This window comes from Oscillatoria sp. FACHB-1407 (genome assembly GCF_014697545.1).
Classification (GTDB): Bacteria; Cyanobacteriota; Cyanobacteriia; order Elainellales; family Elainellaceae; genus FACHB-1407.
The window spans coordinates 293,484-309,969 of sequence record NZ_JACJSA010000004.1 but is presented as its reverse complement, the minus strand read 5'-3'; the positions used below and the strand labels follow the sequence as shown (position 1 = coordinate 309,969).

15 protein-coding genes are annotated in these 16,486 nt (G+C 48.4%); 9 read left to right on the top strand and 6 right to left on the bottom strand.

Features of this window, described 5'->3' with window-relative positions; translation table 11 throughout:
- Positions 1 to 20: 20 nt before the first annotated feature.
- A complete protein-coding gene (locus H6G89_RS09465; RefSeq protein WP_190505325.1) occupies positions 21 to 1,262 on the bottom strand; it encodes a toll/interleukin-1 receptor domain-containing protein in 1,242 nt (413 codons plus the stop codon).
- A gap of 601 nt (positions 1,263 to 1,863) precedes the next feature.
- On the opposite strand from H6G89_RS09465, the gene H6G89_RS09460 reads away from it, so the two are divergent.
- The gene (locus H6G89_RS09460; RefSeq protein WP_190505324.1) at positions 1,864 to 3,414 is read left to right on the top strand and encodes a cytochrome b5-like heme/steroid binding domain-containing protein; all 1,551 of its coding nucleotides are present in this window, start codon (positions 1,864 to 1,866) and stop codon (positions 3,412 to 3,414) included.
- A gap of 222 nt (positions 3,415 to 3,636) precedes the next feature.
- Positions 3,637 to 4,920, top strand: coding sequence for a type III polyketide synthase (locus tag H6G89_RS09455; protein WP_190505322.1), 1,284 nt, complete (start codon positions 3,637 to 3,639; stop codon positions 4,918 to 4,920).
- Positions 4,921 to 4,936: 16 nt separating this feature from the next.
- On the opposite strand, the gene H6G89_RS35640 is transcribed toward H6G89_RS09455, so the two are convergent.
- A complete protein-coding gene (locus H6G89_RS35640; protein WP_255519385.1) occupies positions 4,937 to 5,062 on the bottom strand; it encodes a hypothetical protein in 126 nt (41 codons plus the stop codon).
- Here H6G89_RS35640 and H6G89_RS34930 point away from each other — a divergent pair.
- The 6 genes from H6G89_RS34930 to H6G89_RS09425 all read left to right on the top strand — a co-directional run bounded on the left by H6G89_RS34930 (position 5,061) and on the right by H6G89_RS09425 (position 12,002).
- On the top strand, positions 5,061 to 6,839 hold the full coding sequence (locus tag H6G89_RS34930) for an ATP-binding cassette domain-containing protein (protein ID WP_190505320.1): 1,779 nt from the start codon (positions 5,061 to 5,063) through the stop codon (positions 6,837 to 6,839). The genes H6G89_RS35640 and H6G89_RS34930 overlap by 2 nt on opposite strands.
- A 184-nt stretch (positions 6,840 to 7,023) precedes the next feature.
- The gene (locus H6G89_RS09445) at positions 7,024 to 7,251 is read left to right on the top strand and encodes a hypothetical protein (protein ID WP_190505318.1); all 228 of its coding nucleotides are present in this window, start codon (positions 7,024 to 7,026) and stop codon (positions 7,249 to 7,251) included.
- 83 nt (positions 7,252 to 7,334) lie between these two features.
- Positions 7,335 to 8,867, top strand: coding sequence for an HlyD family secretion protein (locus tag H6G89_RS09440; protein ID WP_242059882.1), 1,533 nt, complete (start codon positions 7,335 to 7,337; stop codon positions 8,865 to 8,867).
- 135 nt (positions 8,868 to 9,002) lie between these two features.
- Positions 9,003 to 10,286, top strand: coding sequence for an ABC transporter permease (locus H6G89_RS09435; protein WP_242059881.1), 1,284 nt, complete (start codon positions 9,003 to 9,005; stop codon positions 10,284 to 10,286).
- Position 10,287: 1 nt separating this feature from the next.
- A complete protein-coding gene (locus H6G89_RS09430) occupies positions 10,288 to 11,004 on the top strand; it encodes an ABC transporter ATP-binding protein (RefSeq protein ID WP_305082300.1) in 717 nt (238 codons plus the stop codon).
- Positions 11,005 to 11,036: 32 nt separating this feature from the next.
- On the top strand, positions 11,037 to 12,002 hold the full coding sequence (locus H6G89_RS09425; protein WP_190505315.1) for a 50S ribosomal protein L11 methyltransferase: 966 nt from the start codon (positions 11,037 to 11,039) through the stop codon (positions 12,000 to 12,002).
- Here the strand turns inward: H6G89_RS09425 and H6G89_RS09420 are convergent.
- Positions 11,999 to 13,462: an AAA-like domain-containing protein gene (locus H6G89_RS09420; protein ID WP_190505313.1), complete on the bottom strand. Its 1,464-nt coding sequence runs from the start codon at positions 13,460 to 13,462 to the stop codon at positions 11,999 to 12,001. The genes H6G89_RS09425 and H6G89_RS09420 overlap by 4 nt on opposite strands.
- Positions 13,463 to 13,504: 42 nt before the next feature.
- Here H6G89_RS09420 and H6G89_RS09415 point away from each other — a divergent pair, with 42 nt between their 5' ends.
- Positions 13,505 to 14,956 carry an AAA-like domain-containing protein gene (locus H6G89_RS09415; protein WP_242059880.1) on the top strand — a complete coding sequence of 484 codons (1,452 nt, stop codon included), beginning with the start codon at positions 13,505 to 13,507 and terminating at the stop codon, positions 14,954 to 14,956.
- Positions 14,957 to 15,398: 442 nt separating this feature from the next.
- Here H6G89_RS09415 and H6G89_RS09410 read toward each other — a convergent pair whose 3' ends face one another.
- The 3 genes from H6G89_RS09410 to H6G89_RS09400 form a co-directional block, all read right to left on the bottom strand.
- Complete coding sequence (locus tag H6G89_RS09410; RefSeq protein ID WP_190505310.1) at positions 15,399 to 15,602, bottom strand: DUF4278 domain-containing protein; 204 nt, start codon at positions 15,600 to 15,602, stop codon at positions 15,399 to 15,401.
- Between the two features lie 89 nt (positions 15,603 to 15,691).
- Entirely contained in the window at positions 15,692 to 15,895 is a 204-nt protein-coding gene (locus H6G89_RS09405; RefSeq protein ID WP_190505308.1) for a DUF4278 domain-containing protein, read from the bottom strand.
- Between the two features lie 51 nt (positions 15,896 to 15,946).
- Entirely contained in the window at positions 15,947 to 16,222 is a 276-nt protein-coding gene (locus H6G89_RS09400; protein WP_190505306.1) for a hypothetical protein, read from the bottom strand.
- Positions 16,223 to 16,486: the final 264 nt, after the last annotated feature.

Below are 16,486 nucleotides of genomic sequence, written 5' to 3'. Positions count from 1 at the left end.
AACTCAGTTATTGCAATGCATTACGCTTTTAGCATCGTCTTTGAAAAAATAATCTCATTCGTAATATCCATGACATCATTCACGACGTCTCTAGCCGTCGCTTCATCGTTAATATATTGATTCAACGATTTAAACTTGTCGGGTGAAATCCTACCCATTAACTCAGCATCCCAATTCTGCAACATTTCATCAAATACCCGCTTAGCATCCCCGTTAGTACACACAATGGGCAGCACTGGAACCCGCTCCTGCTTGGCATAGTGATAGGTTTCGTAAGTTCCCCCCACACCCCCCAGTAAGATCACCAGATCCGACCGTCTCAAGCAATCAAGCCACTCTCGCACTCCCGGTTCGGTATATTCAACCGTTCCTCCCTGAAATTTAGGCTCTTTTCCTCGTGGAACAATATGCGTTAATTTTTCCGAGAGGGGAATTCTTTTGTGAGCGATTTGAGTGGCAAAGCTATCAGCCACAACATAATCGACTCCTTCCCATCCGCCTGTAATCAGCTTGTAGTCAAACTCTGCGATTTTCTGTCCTAACCATTGAGCGCACCACAACACCTCATTGGGAAGGTGGAAGTTGCCTGTCCCTACAACCAAAACGCTTTTTGTACTTCTGGTTTTAGCTGCATCCGCTTTAATAGCATGCGTGATTTGGCTGACAAATTGAGCAATATCTTGGGATGAATCAGTGTTGATGGTATCTGTGACAAGGCTGATCCTGTCTCTAATAAACTCTATGAAATCATCTACCAGGTTAGAGATTTCAACAATTTTCTCAGCTACAGCTTGTAACGCTGAGGACTGTTCGGGAGCCAACTCAGCGCAAATCAAATTTTCTATTCTAATTTTTTCATTGTTCCAATATTGGATGTACTCATTTCGACCCTCCAGGTTGTAAATATTGGCATCCTTCAACACCACAGGAAAAATATGGGGTTGGTTTTCCTGCTTTTGATCTCGTATGTCTTCCCTATCCTTGATGATTCCAGCATTCTTCATGATCTCAACGGCTTCAAACATGCAATATTCTGATCGCAAATATTTGTCACTCACGACTACGATCACATAATTGCCCCGTCCGATCGCTCGCATAAAATTTTGAATGCTTTTGCCAAGAGATAAATCGTTGCGATCGCGAATTAAGTTGTACCGCTCCGCCAACAGCGCATCGCAAATCCGATCAACTAGCTCTTCACGCTTCTGACCCTCCTCACTTTTGTTGTCTTTCCAGGCATACGAGATATAGATCTGATTCATTGAATTGTTTCCTACTAGCGTGTTCAAAAAGTGTTTGTAAACAATGGGTGTGGGGCAGTGCCCCAGATAGGGGTTCCACCGTTCGACTGAGCTAATGAAGAAGCCTCTACATTTCGTTCATATCCCAGTTGGGATAGCTCTATGTCGAGGATGTAACGAATCATTTTTTTATTTGATGAAACTATAATTGAGTTTTACAAAATTTGCCAACCGTGTGGATTTTTACTTGAGTTGGATATTGCGATTCCTACGAATGGGGGATTTTTAAACCTGTAAAGCTTTAACAGTTGATTGAGGTGAATCGCTTGTAATCCTGATACAGCAGCTGTTGTAATCATGCAGTGCAAAATTGAGTCCACAAACTATTTGATGTAACAAAAAAGAGACATTAAAGAGAGAACAAAGTGCAATGGGCGATCGCAAAACTGCATAGGTTTTTCTATGCAAGCAATAGATTGTTGTAGCAAGCAATGAACACTGAAACTTGATCACTCAAATAACCTGAAACGTTCAGCAAAAAACAACGAACGACATAAAAGAGATTGAGATTCAAGTTTGGTAATGCTCTCCAGAATGAACTACAGCGAAGGAATACATCTCCATGCTTGATGCGATTGCGAATGAAAAAGTTGATATTGACGCTACAGGTCAAATCAGCACCCTCGAAAGACCTGCCCCTCCTGTCAACCAGAGTGGTTATCAACCTGCACCTCCTCCCACCGAAAACGGAGAGGAACCGCCTCCACCTCCGGTAGATGGTGCTCCCTTACCTAACGTGTGGATTTATGAGGGACAAGCGTACGATCTGACTGATTTTCTTAAAAAACATCCCGGTGGCGAGTTCTTTATCGGACGGACTAAAAACAGAGATATCACGGCGATCGTCAATATCTTTCACCGCAATCCTGAAAAGGTCAAAAAAGTCCTCCAGAAATATGCATTAGGCAGACAAGCCAGACCCGAAGATATTCACCCCAAATACAATGCTCCGGCATTTCTCTTTCGGGATGGGTTCAATGGTTGGAGAGACACTCCTAGATACAACTTTCCGAAAGATCAACTGCTCAACCAGATTCGTGCTCGATTGAATGAGCCAGTCATGAAGCAGCAAGTCGAGCGGATGGATTTTCTATTTGATGTTGTGACCGTCCTTTTGGTTATCGCTTATTTTCTGTTACAGGTACTACGCCTGAATTTCACAGCCTACATGCCCATCTATGTGTTTGTGCCATTGATGGTGATGCTCAAGATTTCACTTTCTGGCGTAGGACACTACCTGATCCATCGTCCTCAAGTTCGGTTCAACAAATTTTTCGCCAACATTTTTGATATCAACTACGTTCCGCTCACACTGGTTGTTACCGATGGTCACTCCTTAATGCACCATCCGTTTACTCAAACCGATGTTGATATCAAACAAAATGTGTTCACTGCGATGTTGGAATTACCTCGCTATTATCGAATTCCAATTCACACGATGCAAAAGATTGGACACGTCATTTCGGGCATGTTTGGTCGGATTGTCGAACTCATGGTGTTAGCCTGTAAAGTTGGTGTGAGTGATATGTATGGCTCATGGCTACGTGGTTTACCGCACTTTTTGGGTGCTCTCACGGTTCATGCAGTTCTCCTCGCTGAAATGGTTCTCTTTACAATCCACGGTGATTTTCTAGCCTGGTTTGCTCAATTCTTTATCACACTTTGGATCAGCACATTCATGATTGTTGCGAGCCATGACTTTGAGGAAGAAGAAACCGCTCAGGACGATAGCCAGGATTGGGCAGTGTTGCAAATTAAGAACTCCTATGACCTGACCATGGTTGGCAACAAATACCTGGATTGTTTTCTGTCTGCGGGGTTAAGCCCTCACCGGGTACATCACGTTCTACCGTTTCAACGGAGTGGATTTGCCAACATCATCAGCGAAGACATCGTTCGAGAGGAAGCTGCAAAATTTAACGTTGCCTGGTTGCCTCCCAAAAACTTCTTCATCGATCGCCTGCCCATCTTAATCAACCACTATCTCTTTAGCCCCTCTCGATTGGCACACGAAAATAAATTTGGTTTGTTTAGAGAACACCTGCATCCTCAAGCTCTACGCGCAACCGTAACCTACATCATTCAGGGTTTTATTGGTGTTGGTTCTATCTAATCTCCCTGTTGGATTTTGGATTATTCAATCCCTCATCCTACATTTCCTGACCCATTCCCTACTCCCATACGGACGTTGGACGAAGCCATAGTGAACCACTGACACTCACGGCAGAAGCTCACGCTCCACGGTATATTCCCTATTTCCCCACTTACTTTCACCTGTCGCAAGTCTTCTCAGATTGGTGAGGCACTTGTGAATCTTTCAAAGGACATCGCTTGTATGAATGCTAACGTCACTTCAAACACTCAGCACGCTACTTTTAGCCCCTCCTCAGTTCAGTCACCTCAAAGCTACGATAGACCCCGTCTTGATGCATTCGCTGCCATTAGCTCAAAATCGATTCTGCCCACCATTGAAAGCATCGCAACCGGAACTCCTGACAACCTGATTCGACAAGCAGATGCCGCTAAAGTTGTCGCCAACCTACCTAGATTAAAGCAACATGGGACACGGATTGAGAAGATTTACAACAACACCCGAATTGATACCCGGCACCTGGCACTCGATCTGTTATCCGATGAGGCGATCGCCTTCAGTCAGCAAGCAACGATTCAAGCCCGGATGCAGATGTACGAAGAATACGCGGTTCCCCTGGCAGAGCGGGTTGCTAGAAAAGCTCTAGCTTCAGCTAACACCCAAATGCAGCTAAGCGATCCTTACTCAGGAGAAGCGATCGAAGATGCGATTCATTTAATTGTTTTTGTCTCCAGCACAGGCTTTATCGCACCAGGAATTGACACCAAACTGATCAAGACTTTGGGATTAAGACGCGATATTGCCAGGGTTCCCCTCCACTTCATGGGATGTGCAGCCGCGATGAATGGACTGCGAGTTGCCTCTGATTACGTCCGAGCCAATCCTGCTCACAAAGCCCTGGTCATCTGCCTGGAACTTAGCTCCGTCAATGCCGTGTTTGAAGACGATATGAATGATGTGATCATCCACAGTATCTTTGGTGATGGATGTGCAGCAGTTGTCATTGGCGCGTGTGAAGCAGAACGAGCGATCGCCCAGGGAAAAGTTGTGATTCGGGATAACTTCAGCTATCTGGTTGAAGACACTGAAGACGGAATTACGCTGGGCGTTAACGATAACGGTATTACTTGTCGCCTGTCACGCCATTTACCAGACTACATCGAACTTGGCGTACGACCTGTGATTGAGCGGTTTTTGCAGAGCCATAACTTAACCCCAGATCACATCGATCTATGGGCAGTTCACCCCGGTGGAACCCGCATTATTGAGAAGGTGCAGAGTTCTTTGAATTTGAGCGATCGCCAGGTTGCAGAGAGTTGGGAAATCCTCCGGCAATACGGCAACATGCTGAGTGCATCAATTCTCTTTGTGTTGGAGCAACACTTGTTTCAATCTGAAGCCAATACTTCCAATGCAGCTCTGAGTGAAGAATGCCGCCCAACTCAACCGATGACTTCCCTCACAGGGCTTGCCTTCTCGTTTTCTCCCGGTGTTGGCATCGAAGGTCTGTTGTTTCAAAAGGCTTAATCCATCCTTTAACTGCTCATGGGGGCATGACAGCTAATGCCCCTATCCATACTTCGTAATCGCTGGAATATACCCCATCCCCAATGGGATTGGCACTATTCAGCCCCAATAAACAGCCCCAATAAACAAGGACAACTGGCATGAAGTTTATTCGCTTTCTTTTAGAGATCTCCTGGCGCAACATTGTGATTGCGACAACAGCAGGTTTTGTGAGTGGCAGCAGCAATGCACTCCTCATCTCACTCATCAATCGAGCCGTTAACCGAGCTGCTTTTCCAGATGCATTACTCTACTTTGTTGCACTCGCTCTCTTCATTCTGCTGACAAGTACGCTTTCTCAGTTCATGTTGATTCAGCTCTCCCAAAACGCAATTTATCAACTGCGATTGAGACTCAGCCAGAGCATTTTATCGTCTCCACTACAACATTTAGAGCGTCTGGGCGAAAACCGATTGATCGCAACTCTGACGGACGATGTTCGCACGTTGACACACGCTGTATCTGCCATTCCCAATATCTGCATTGATCTGGCAACTGTCATTGGATGTTTTGCCTATCTTGCCTGGTTATCCAACTTATTGTTTGTGTTAACCGTCGCTTTTACTTCCGTTGCTATCTGGTGTGTCCAAACCAAACTGGGCAAAGCTCGGACTCTATTTGCCTCTGCTCGTGAAGAGGAAGATACGCTATTCAAACACTTTCAAGCCATTATCACCGGCACTAAAGAACTGAAACTGCATCAGGCAAGACGTGACGATTTTCTGACGAAAAACCTCAAGGGTAGTGCAGCTAAACTGCGTCAGAAAAACACAACCGCCATGAGAAGTTTTGCGATCGCCAACGGTTTAGGGCAACTCTCCCAATTCACCAGTCTCGGCTTCATTCTATTCATCCTGCCCCTGTTCATGCATGTTCCATTGTCAATGCTGTCCACCTATGTGTTGACTTGTACCTTCATCGCGCTCCCCATGCAGAACCTGTTAAATCGCCTACCAGAATTAATGCGCGGCAATATTGCGCTCCAAAAGATTGAACGGATGAAGTTATCCTTGAGCAACCACGCTGAAGCGGCAGAAGTATATACTACCGCTTCGACATCTGACCTGCATTGCCAGATTGAACTCAATCAAGTGACCTACATGTATCACCCAGACAGTGAAACGGGGGCGCATCCAGAGGGACATCCACCAGAGCATCCAGAAGGGCATCCAGAGGGTGCAAAACAGGGCAACGGCAAGCAGGAGTTGCGCCTTCCCCCTCATCCCCATAATGGCAACCACCCGCCACATCCTCAGAGCGACGAAAAGGGATTTCTACTGGGTCCCATTAGCTTGCGGTTACAACCCGGAGAGATCACATTCATCGTAGGTGGCAATGGTAGCGGCAAGTCCACCTTAGCCAAACTGATTACCGGGCTGTATCTGCCTCAATTTGGCTCTATCTCTCTCAATGGCGATCGCCTCACCAAAGACAACATCGAGTGGTATCGTCAGCATTTCTCCGCCATCTTTTCTGACTTCTACCTATTTGAAAGTTATCTGGGATTCAACCATGCCAATCTCGATCGCGATGTTGAGCGTTATTTGAGACAGTTGCAGTTAGATCACAAAGTGCAAGTAAAGGATGGGGTATTATCCACCACTCGCCTGTCACAAGGACAACGCAAACGGTTAGCACTGCTCACTGCATATCTCGAAGACCGCCCGATTTATCTATTTGATGAGTGGGCATCCGACCAAGAACCTCTCTTCCGGGATCTCTTCTACAAAGAAATCCTGGTCAAGTTAAAAGAGCGTGGCAAGACCGTAATTGTCATTACCCATGATGACCGTTACTTCCATCTAGCTGACCATCTGATTAAGCTCGATTACGGCAAGGTTGAATTCGATCGCATCCCGATTGCAGGTCACTTGAAGTAAGCATTCTACGTAGGAGAGTGGTTTGCAACCCCGTAATGCACTCCAGGATTGATGGATAATTCGACACAAGCTAATCTCCAAATCCCCATGGAAAGGGAGATTGAGAGATCAAACCACACTCGCACACGCCATCAATCCTACAAACAAGCCAACAATAAATTGTAGAAATTTTCAGAGTCACGTTATGAACACGATTCAACAGGAGATCAACCAAAATATTTGCGACTCGATGACGCAGTTACACGTTGATGTAGAGAGAGCATTGAGACAGATTTTTGAACAGGCAGGCACTCGAATCAAACCTGAACAGCAGGAAGCCGTCGAAAAGGAAATGGAGAGCACCAAACAACTGGTGGAGCGATTCAAAAGCAGATATGCTCCGCATTCTATGATGCTGTCTTCGCATTTGTAATGAAACTGTCATGCAATTGTAATCAAGCGGTTGCCGTTGTCCATTCATAATTCACCTGATATACCCCCACGAGAAAAACCACGATGACCCCACATCCCCCTGAAGCTGCCAAATGCCCACCCTTATCAGATTTATCGGAGTCAGATTCATCGCATCCCATCCCCGAACCCATGCACTACCTCACCGTATCTGAACCGATGGAGTTTCCACCTCCAATGCAACCAGTTCAACAGCGGAGAAAAGCTCGATGGGTAGTAGGAATTCTTTCTCTAATGCTGATTGCAGGAGGTGGGTATGTTGCCTATCGCCAACTGGCTTCATCGCAACCGCAAACTCACCAACGTCCACCCGTCGTTCCTGTAGAACACACTGATTTGACCATTACTGTTTCCGCGAATGGCACCATTGAGCCAAAACAAGTCGTGAATGTCAGCCCCAAAACAGCAGGAATCGTGAACCGTTTACTCGTTGAGGAAGGGGATTTAGTGACCGAAGGACAGATTATCGCCTATATGGATGACTCTGACTTGCAGGGACAGTTGACCCAGGCGCGTGGACAACTCGCTGCCGCTGAAGCCAACTTACAGAAGATGCTAGCAGGCAATCGCGCCGAGGAAACGGCTCAAGCTCAAGCCCGTTTCACCAGTGCTCAAGCCAACTTAAGACAGGCAGAGGATGATTTGAGCCGTAACCAGGAACTCTACACAGCAGGCGCAATTTCTCGCCAGGTTTATAATCGCGCCGTAACGGCTCGCGACACTGCTCAAGCTGAAGTTGTCGAAGTGCAACAGGCGTTAGCTCTCTCTCAAGCGGGCTATCGTACAGAAGACATTGCTCAAGCGCGTGCTCAGGTTGAGTCTGCTAGAGGCGTGCTGCAAACCATTCAAACGCAAATTGAGGACACCATCATTCGGGCACCATTCGGCGGCATCGTTAGCCGTACCTATGCTGACCCCGGTGCGTTTGTCACACCGACGACTGCGGGAAGTTCTGTTTCCTCCGCGACTTCTTCGTCTATCCTGTCACTGGCTTCCACGAATCAAGTTGTTGCCAATGTGTCAGAGAGCAATATCTCCAAAATTCAAGTGGGTCAGCCTGTTCTCATCGAGGCAGATGCTTACCCAGGAAAAACGTTTCAGGGGCGAGTCTCCCACATTGCCACTGAAGCAACCGTTGAGCAAAATGTTACCAGTTTTGAGATTGAAGTAACGTTGCTCTCAGGTGCGGAGCAGTTGCGCTCTGGCATGAATGTTGCGGTTGAGTTTCAGGTGCAGCAATTAGCCAATGTGATGACGGTTCCCTCGATCGCCATTACCACACAAGAGGATGTCACTGGAGTCTTTGTCGGTAGCCCCAATCAGCCACCCAGATTTGTCCCGATTACCACCGGAGCCACAGTTGATAACCGCACTGAAGTCAAAGACGGGTTGACCGGGACAGAACACGTCTTACTCAGCCTTCCTGCTAAACCAGATTCGCAATCTGGCTTTTCGCTCCCTAATCTATTTGGAGGCTCGTCATCGAATGCTCCTCCCGGTGCTCCTCCAGGGGGACATCCGGGTGGCCCTCCCAGTGGTGTACCAGGTGGTGCGCCCAGTGGTCCGCCACCGCAATAACAGGTGGGTTGCCCCAACCCTCCATGGCTACCCGTGTGTAACTCCTCAACCAATCGTGAAGGCTGCCGCAAAGTCCTCAATTATGAGGATTTTGGGAGCGTTCACCTCACCCTCTATCAACCTCTGTTCCTCTCTATGACTCTATCTCTACCTCGAAAAATGGCGGTTGCGAGCTATGCCCCACCTGTCTCAACCATTGAAATCCTATCAATGGCGATCGCCGCTTTATGGAGCAACAAGCTCCGTTCTGGATTGACCATGTTGGGAGTGATCATCGGCATCGCATCGGTGATTTCCATTACCTCAGTTGGGCAGGGTGTGCAGAAAGCAACCGAGGAGCAAATCCAATCCCTGGGAACCGATGTGCTGCAAATCTTTGCAGGCAATGCCAGAACCGGGGGAATCAGCCAGGGCGTAGGGTCTAGCTCAACCCTGACCTGGGAAGATGCTCAGGCGATGCAGGAACAGTCAACTGCGGTTCAAGGAGTTTCCGCCTATCTTCAGCGTCCGGGGCAGGTAGTGTACCAGCAAGACAACCACTCCACCAACATTGTGGGAATTGATTTGAACTATCCAATGGTCAGAAATACCGAACTGACTCAAGGGCGGTTTTTTACGCAGGAGGAACTCGACACTGCCAGTACCGTTGCCATTGTAGGCTCCACCGTCGAGGATGAATTGTTTGGCAGCGAGGGCAGTGCAATCGGGGAGCAGATCCGCATTCAGGGGAACAGTTACGAAATCATTGGCGTGTTTGAGCCAAAAGGATCAGAGGGTTCCATCGATCGCGACGATCAGGTGTTCATTCCCCTCACCAACATGTCATCCCGCATTGTAGGCAACAACTCATTGAGTGGAGTCGCGGTGAATGGCATTTATGTCAAAGCCCTGAGTCAGGAACAAATGGAAGCAGCGGAATTTCAAGTCACTAATCTGCTGCGCTTGCGCCACAATCTCTCTCCCTCACAAGCCAATGATTTCAACATTCGCAATCAAACGGACGCGATCAACACCTTCACATCTGTTGTGGGATTGTTTACGGTCATGGTCGTGGCGATCGCCAGTATCTCTCTGGTGGTCGGCGGCATCGGCATCGCCAATATTATGCTCGTTTCAGTAGTTGAGCGAACCCGGGAAATCGGCATCCGTAAAGCCGTTGGCGCAACCAACGCCGCTATTTTGCATCAGTTTTTGGCTGAATCTATCGTGATTTCCACCACAGGCGGCAGTCTTGGCATTGGCATCGGGGTTGTGATTGCCTTTGGTGCTGCCACCGTGCTTCAGTTTCCCTTTGTGATTTCGATTGGGTCAGTTGCTGGTGGATTTGGCTTATCCTTCGTTGTCGGTTTGTTGGCGGGTGTGATTCCAGCACGCAACGCCGCTCGACTCGACCCGATCGCTGCCCTACGGAGTGAGTAACATGACAACCATGATTTGGATGCAGGGAATTACGAAAACTTACCGTTTGGGTGAAGTTACCGTCCCTGCCTTAAAACACATTGACCTAACCATTGCCCAAGGTGAGTATGTCGCCATTATGGGGGCATCTGGCTCTGGAAAATCGACATTGATGAACATCATTGGCTGTCTCGATCGCCCCACAACGGGTCACTACGTTCTAGAGGGCAGAAATTTGACCACCTTTGGTAATGATGAATTGGCTTATGTTCGCAATCAACGCATCGGCTTTGTGTTCCAGCAATTCAACCTGTTATCCCGTTGCACTGCGCTGGAAAATGTCATGTTGCCCATGGTCTACGCCAACATCCCCCAGCCCCAACGACGGCAGTACGCCATTCAAGCTCTAACACGAGTGGGACTGGGCGATCGCCTCTGGAACCGTCCCAACCAACTCTCCGGTGGACAACAACAACGGGTCGCGATCGCTCGTGCTCTGGTCAACCGCCCTGCTCTGGTGCTGGCAGACGAACCAACAGGCGCATTGGATACCGAGACGTCTAAAGAAATTATGAACCTGCTTCACGAACTCAATCAACGGGGCATCACGATCGTGCTGGTCACCCACGACCCAGACGTCGCTGCCCAAACCCACCGGATTATTCGAGTTCAAGATGGTCTAATTCAGCGATCGCCAGTGCCCAAAGCGTCTTCGGGTAAAGCTTGGATAACAAGATAGAATGGCTATTGCCTTTTGTATTCCTTCTTTTTATGTCCTGGACAGAGTTAATCATCCACACCACCCATGAAGCTGTCGATTGGGTCAGCACCTTGTTAGCCTCCATCGACTACAGGGGTGAGATGTATGTCAGGGATTACACAGGCGACCTCTCTGTGCACCCTGAGGAGGATCAACCCGATTGGGCATTCACCATTCACCTCTATCTCCCAGGACAAACCCCTCAAGTCCAACTAGAAGCCATTCACGACACTCTCTTTCCGCTTCAGCGCATCGGGTTGGTTACACTGGCTGAAAGTGTGGTGCTGCAAGAAAAACCATCCGATATGGCATCGGTTCATCGGCAGAGCCATCGCATCGGCAACCACTTTGTCATCCTTCCCGAAAATGCTCCCCATCCGCATCAAACCTCCGATGATGTCATCCTCCACCTAGGAGACAGTCTTGCCTTTGGCAGTGGGCTACATCCGGCGACAATGCTCAGTCTGCAACTGTTAGAGCGGTATGTAACGCCTGCTATGCAGACTCTCGATCTCGGTTCAGGTACGGGGATCTTGAGCGTTGCTATGGCGAAATTGGGGGCACAGGTTCTCGCTCTGGACAACGATCCGGTGGCAGTACAGGCAACGCAGGATAGCATCCAACGGAATCACATTGACCAGCAAGTAACGGTTTTTGAAGGCAGTTTAGGGTCAGGAAGCCAGATGGGACACTGGATGGGGGGCGACTTAGAAGCCAACGTCCGTACCTTTAGCCCAGCCCACGATTTTGACTTAATTGTTGCCAATATCCTGGCGCGGATTCACATGGCACTGGCTCCAGATCTGCATAAAGCACTGCGACGCAACGCGCCTCACCAGGGCATTTTGATCACTGCTGGATTTACCACCGATTACCAGGACGAGGTCAAGGCTGCCTTAACCGATGCTGGTTTTGAATCGATCGATGCTGCCCAACAAGACGAGTGGATTGCTCTGGTACACCGCTTAAAAGCTTAGTTTGACCAGAACCGGGCGATCGCCCATCCCACACTCAACGCCATCAAAATCAACCCAATCTCTCGATACCCCAACCGTAACCCCAGGGTTGAGTGGTGCTGATGCTCTGCCTCCTTGAGGGCAATCTTCAACAGCCGATTTTCCCGCTGTAAGCTGGCTGCAAAAAATTGGTAGTCCTGAGTGCTCAAGTTTTTCCCTTCTGCCCATGCCTGCGCCTCCTGCAAGGCTTGCCCTTGCAGCAATTGAGACTCATCCTCGTAGTTTGAGGCTCCCCAGGCACTAAGCAGATCGGCGTAAGGGCGCAGCGTCATGAGTTGGCGTTCTACCCACTCCAAATTAAACACTGCCTGATAGACACGGTTATAAACCTGCAACGATCCCAACCGTTTGACCACCAGACCCGACAACAACAACTCTCGCTGCTCCGGGGAGTCATCCACCGGAATCTTGCCATGGCGCAAAATTTGTTGATAGAGGCTGAGCAACCGACTGGCGCGTTGTTCGTTGACGAGCAGGCGATCGCGAATGGTTCGCAAATGGGGTGGCTCATCTTGTGACACCCAGTTTTCGATCAGGCAGGACTCAACCATCTCAGCCACTTGTTGGGCGATCGCTTTTGGCTCTGACAATAGCTTTCGCATCAGCGTTTGCAGTTGAAAGTCAAACTCAGACACCAGGGTTGGAGTTTCAAAATTGCAGTTCTGATTCTGCACAATCAATTGACAGAGCTTTTGCGTTAAGAAGGGCTGTCCTTCTGTCCACATCAAAATTTCTTTAAGCACGGTAGCCGGATCATCGACTTTGCCCACTAACCCCCGTTCGAGTGGTTGCACTTCAGTCAAGCGAAAGCCATTGAGTTGAATCGCATGACCGATATTAAAGGGAGTGCGGGTTTTGTCTGCGATTAAATCGGTTGGGGTTGCCACCCCCAACAGCGCAAAGGTGAGGCGATTCTGTTCATGGCAAGAGCGAATCAACGCAAAAAAATCATCGGTATCAAACGGCAAATTGAGCGTGCTGTCAATCTCATCAAAAAAAATCACAATCGGTTTTGCTACCAAAGTTGGCAACACATCCATCAAAAATTCACCCAATCGCCCCACGGGCGAGAAGGCTTGCCGTTCTGCCAACCACGATCGCACGTTAAACTGACTGGCAAGTTGAAAGCTACGAACCAACCGCAAAATGATGTCGGCATACCACTGATCCAGCGTGATCTCCCGGTTGCCGATGCCCGATAAATCCACCGTGGCACAAGCAATGCCCTCGGCTTCAAGCTGCTTTGACACCTGGACGCGCAGACTCGATTTCCCCATCTGGCGGCAATTCAACACATAACAAAATTTCCCCTCTTTAAGGGATGCATATAATTCCTGATCTGCTTGCCGCACAACATAACTGGGAGCATCCACTGGCAAACGTCCCCCGACTTGATATTGGTAGGTTGAGTTTGGTGACATAACTCCTGTCCATCCGTGCTGTATGCTGTGAAAAGCTGACCCATGCAAACTGTAGTAACCCAATTTAGACCCATGCGAGAGAGGGATGGCGATTATCCTAAAGGAGAAACGGCCACACATCACTCCATATCCTTTGAAGTCGCTCTCAACGTAGCTGATGCGGCTGTGTTTGCCAAAGCCTCCAGGCATCTTAAAACCATTGAGGTAGCTGTCTTAAAAGGGGTTTGGCAGGGGTATAAGTACGATGCGATCGCCGAAGAAAATGGGTATACGCCCGAATATATTAAACATGATGTTGGCCCCACTCTGTGGCAGTTACTCTCGTCCAGCCTGGGGGAAAAGGTCAGCAAGACTAATCTTGTGGCGGTGCTAACCCGCAAAGCCACGACTGAGGATGCGCCAGTTGAAGCGCAGTTGCTTACCCCCCCAGTGCCTGAGTTAGAGTCACCCGTCGGACTAGTGCCTCTCGACTCAAAGTTTTACATCGATCGCCCCCCAATTGAAACCCACTGCTACGAAGAAATCACCCACCCCGGTGCCCTGATCCGCATCAAAGCCCCTACCCAGATGGGCAAAACGTCCCTCATGGTTCGGATTTTGGCTCATGCCAAACAACATCCCTTTGCCTCAGACCCAACCAAAACCGTTGCGACCGTAGCCCTGAGTTTACAGCAGGCGGATAGCGCGGTGTTTGTTGACATTGATCGCTTTTTACGCTGGTTTTGTGCTGCTATCACCCGCAAATTACAACTCTCAAACCGGGTTGATGACTTCTGGAGTGCCACCTTTGGCAGTAAAAGCAACTGCACGGCTTACTTTGAAGACTGTGTTTTGTCTGAGATCCAGGGCCCTCTGATCATTGCGCTCGATCAGGTGGATGAGGTGTTTTCCCATCCGGAAATCGCCGATGACTTCTTTGCTCTGTTGCGCTCCTGGTATGAGGAATCGGCTTACGGAGACAGCGGCAATCCACTCTGGCAACAGGTTCGGTTAGTGATCGTACACTCAACAGAGGTCTATCTACCGCTCGATATCAACAAGTCTCCCTTCAATGTGGGAGTGGCGATCGAGCTAAAGGAATTTACCTCAGAACAGGTGGCTGATCTAGCACAACGTCACGGGTTAACACTATCTCAATCGGAGTTAGCTGAGTTGATGCAGCTTGTTTCAGGACACCCCTATTTGCTACGACGCGCTTTCTATCACCTGGCTCAGCAAGAGTTAACCCTGGCTCAGCTTCTAGAAACCGCTGCCACCCATGCTGGAATCTACCGGGATCACTTGCATCGGCATCTGCGCAACTTGCAAGAACATCCCCCCTTGAGAACTGCCTTTGAGCGGGTCATCCAGACGTCAGAGCCAGTTGAGCTAGAACAACTCCTGGCATTTAAGTTACACAGCATGGGGTTAGTTTCTCTGCGTGGCAACTACGTAGTGCCCAGTTGTGAGTTATATCGACAATATTTCAAAACACATTTGGCGATCGCCCCTTAAGTACGAACCCTTGATTTAGCAGTGGTTTCAACCACCAAAATCTTTATCTGTAGCTAGACAGCGGTGTACAGGTTGGTTCAGTCCAAGGGGGATGTCCCCTTGCGTAGGGTTCCACGCCTACACCCCGTATGTCACCCAAGGAGTGCCGCTGTATAACCGTAGCCACATACGATGGGGCGGAGGCGAGTCAGGAAGCTTTCCCAGCATCAGGGTTTGAGCCATTTGCCTTTGCCTTAAGCCTTCTGATCAAAGCTATAAAAATAGCGTTTTGAAACCTGTATCCTACAAGATTTCAAAACGCTATTGCCGCCACAACGATTGCTATAGCTGTATTCAACCTGGTTAGGGCAAGGGGCTTAAGCCCCTTATTCATCATGGGCTTTGAATTGTCCTAACACTGGTGGCTACGGCTATATATCAATCTAAAAACAATGGAATTAATTTAGTTGAACTGTGCCACTAGAGTTGGCAGATAGGGAATACCACGATAGCGCAGGGGAGTTACACTAGAAACTGTTGGTGTGGGAGTAACAGGAGTAGCACTGGTCTTAACACCACGGTAGATGCAAAGTGGTTGAAAAGTAGAAACTTGAGTTTGCTCAGTGTAAGGATAGCTGTAGATTTGACCACGATAGTGTAGTTGCATGATGAGTAACTCCTGTGTAAGTGTGAGGTGAATCCGTAAGTGAGTCTTGAGTTTTAGATGAACTGGATAAACAAGCTTGGTAGAAAAACTTAATTGAATGCTGGAGTTAGAGTCCGGAGATAGTAAATACCGCGATAGCGTAACGAGGTCACCTCAGGAACAGTTACTTCGGGAGTGACAGGAGCAATATCTGTTCTAACACCACGATAGATACGAAGAGCTTGAATGTTAGAAACTGGAACTTGCTCAGTGTAAGGGTAGCTGTAGGTTTGACCACGGTATCTCAGTTGCATATGAATGACTCCTGATATAAGTGAGAGAGCTATGGTGAAAAGACGAGTTATTTAAGGATTGGATTGCATTGCTTCTTGCACCGCAAATTGGGTGAGTTGGGCAACACTTTGTGAGAGTTTGACAGTTCCCCACAAAACCGCCGATACGCTCAGGAGTAGTAACATCACCATGACAGTAGTGCTGATGACAGTTAATCCTTTTCCGGTTGCACTGGAGGATGGACAGGTTGCCATCGTTGGCTCTAGTGCGCTTTCCTGAATACCGGGTGTCCATTCAGAAGAGTGAGTAGACCCGGTTTCAAGAGAGATTTCGGAGTAGCGTTTCATGGGGGTCTTGGGGTGGTTGACTTCGATACTCCATTTATAGGATTTGCCCCTTGTCTTTTCGATATGGAAAAGTTAAGGACTTTTCCCCCAAAAAGTTAAGGTTGGGGTCACTGTACCTCCCTAACTTTTCTGATGAGGCACTATGTAGCTTTGGTCAGCAAGCTTAGGAATGGAAATTAAATAAGTTCGGTATTTGGTAGGGGCGGGTTTTGCCGGCTATAGAAACTGTCTCGACAGTTTCTACAGGTTTCACACTGTTATGGG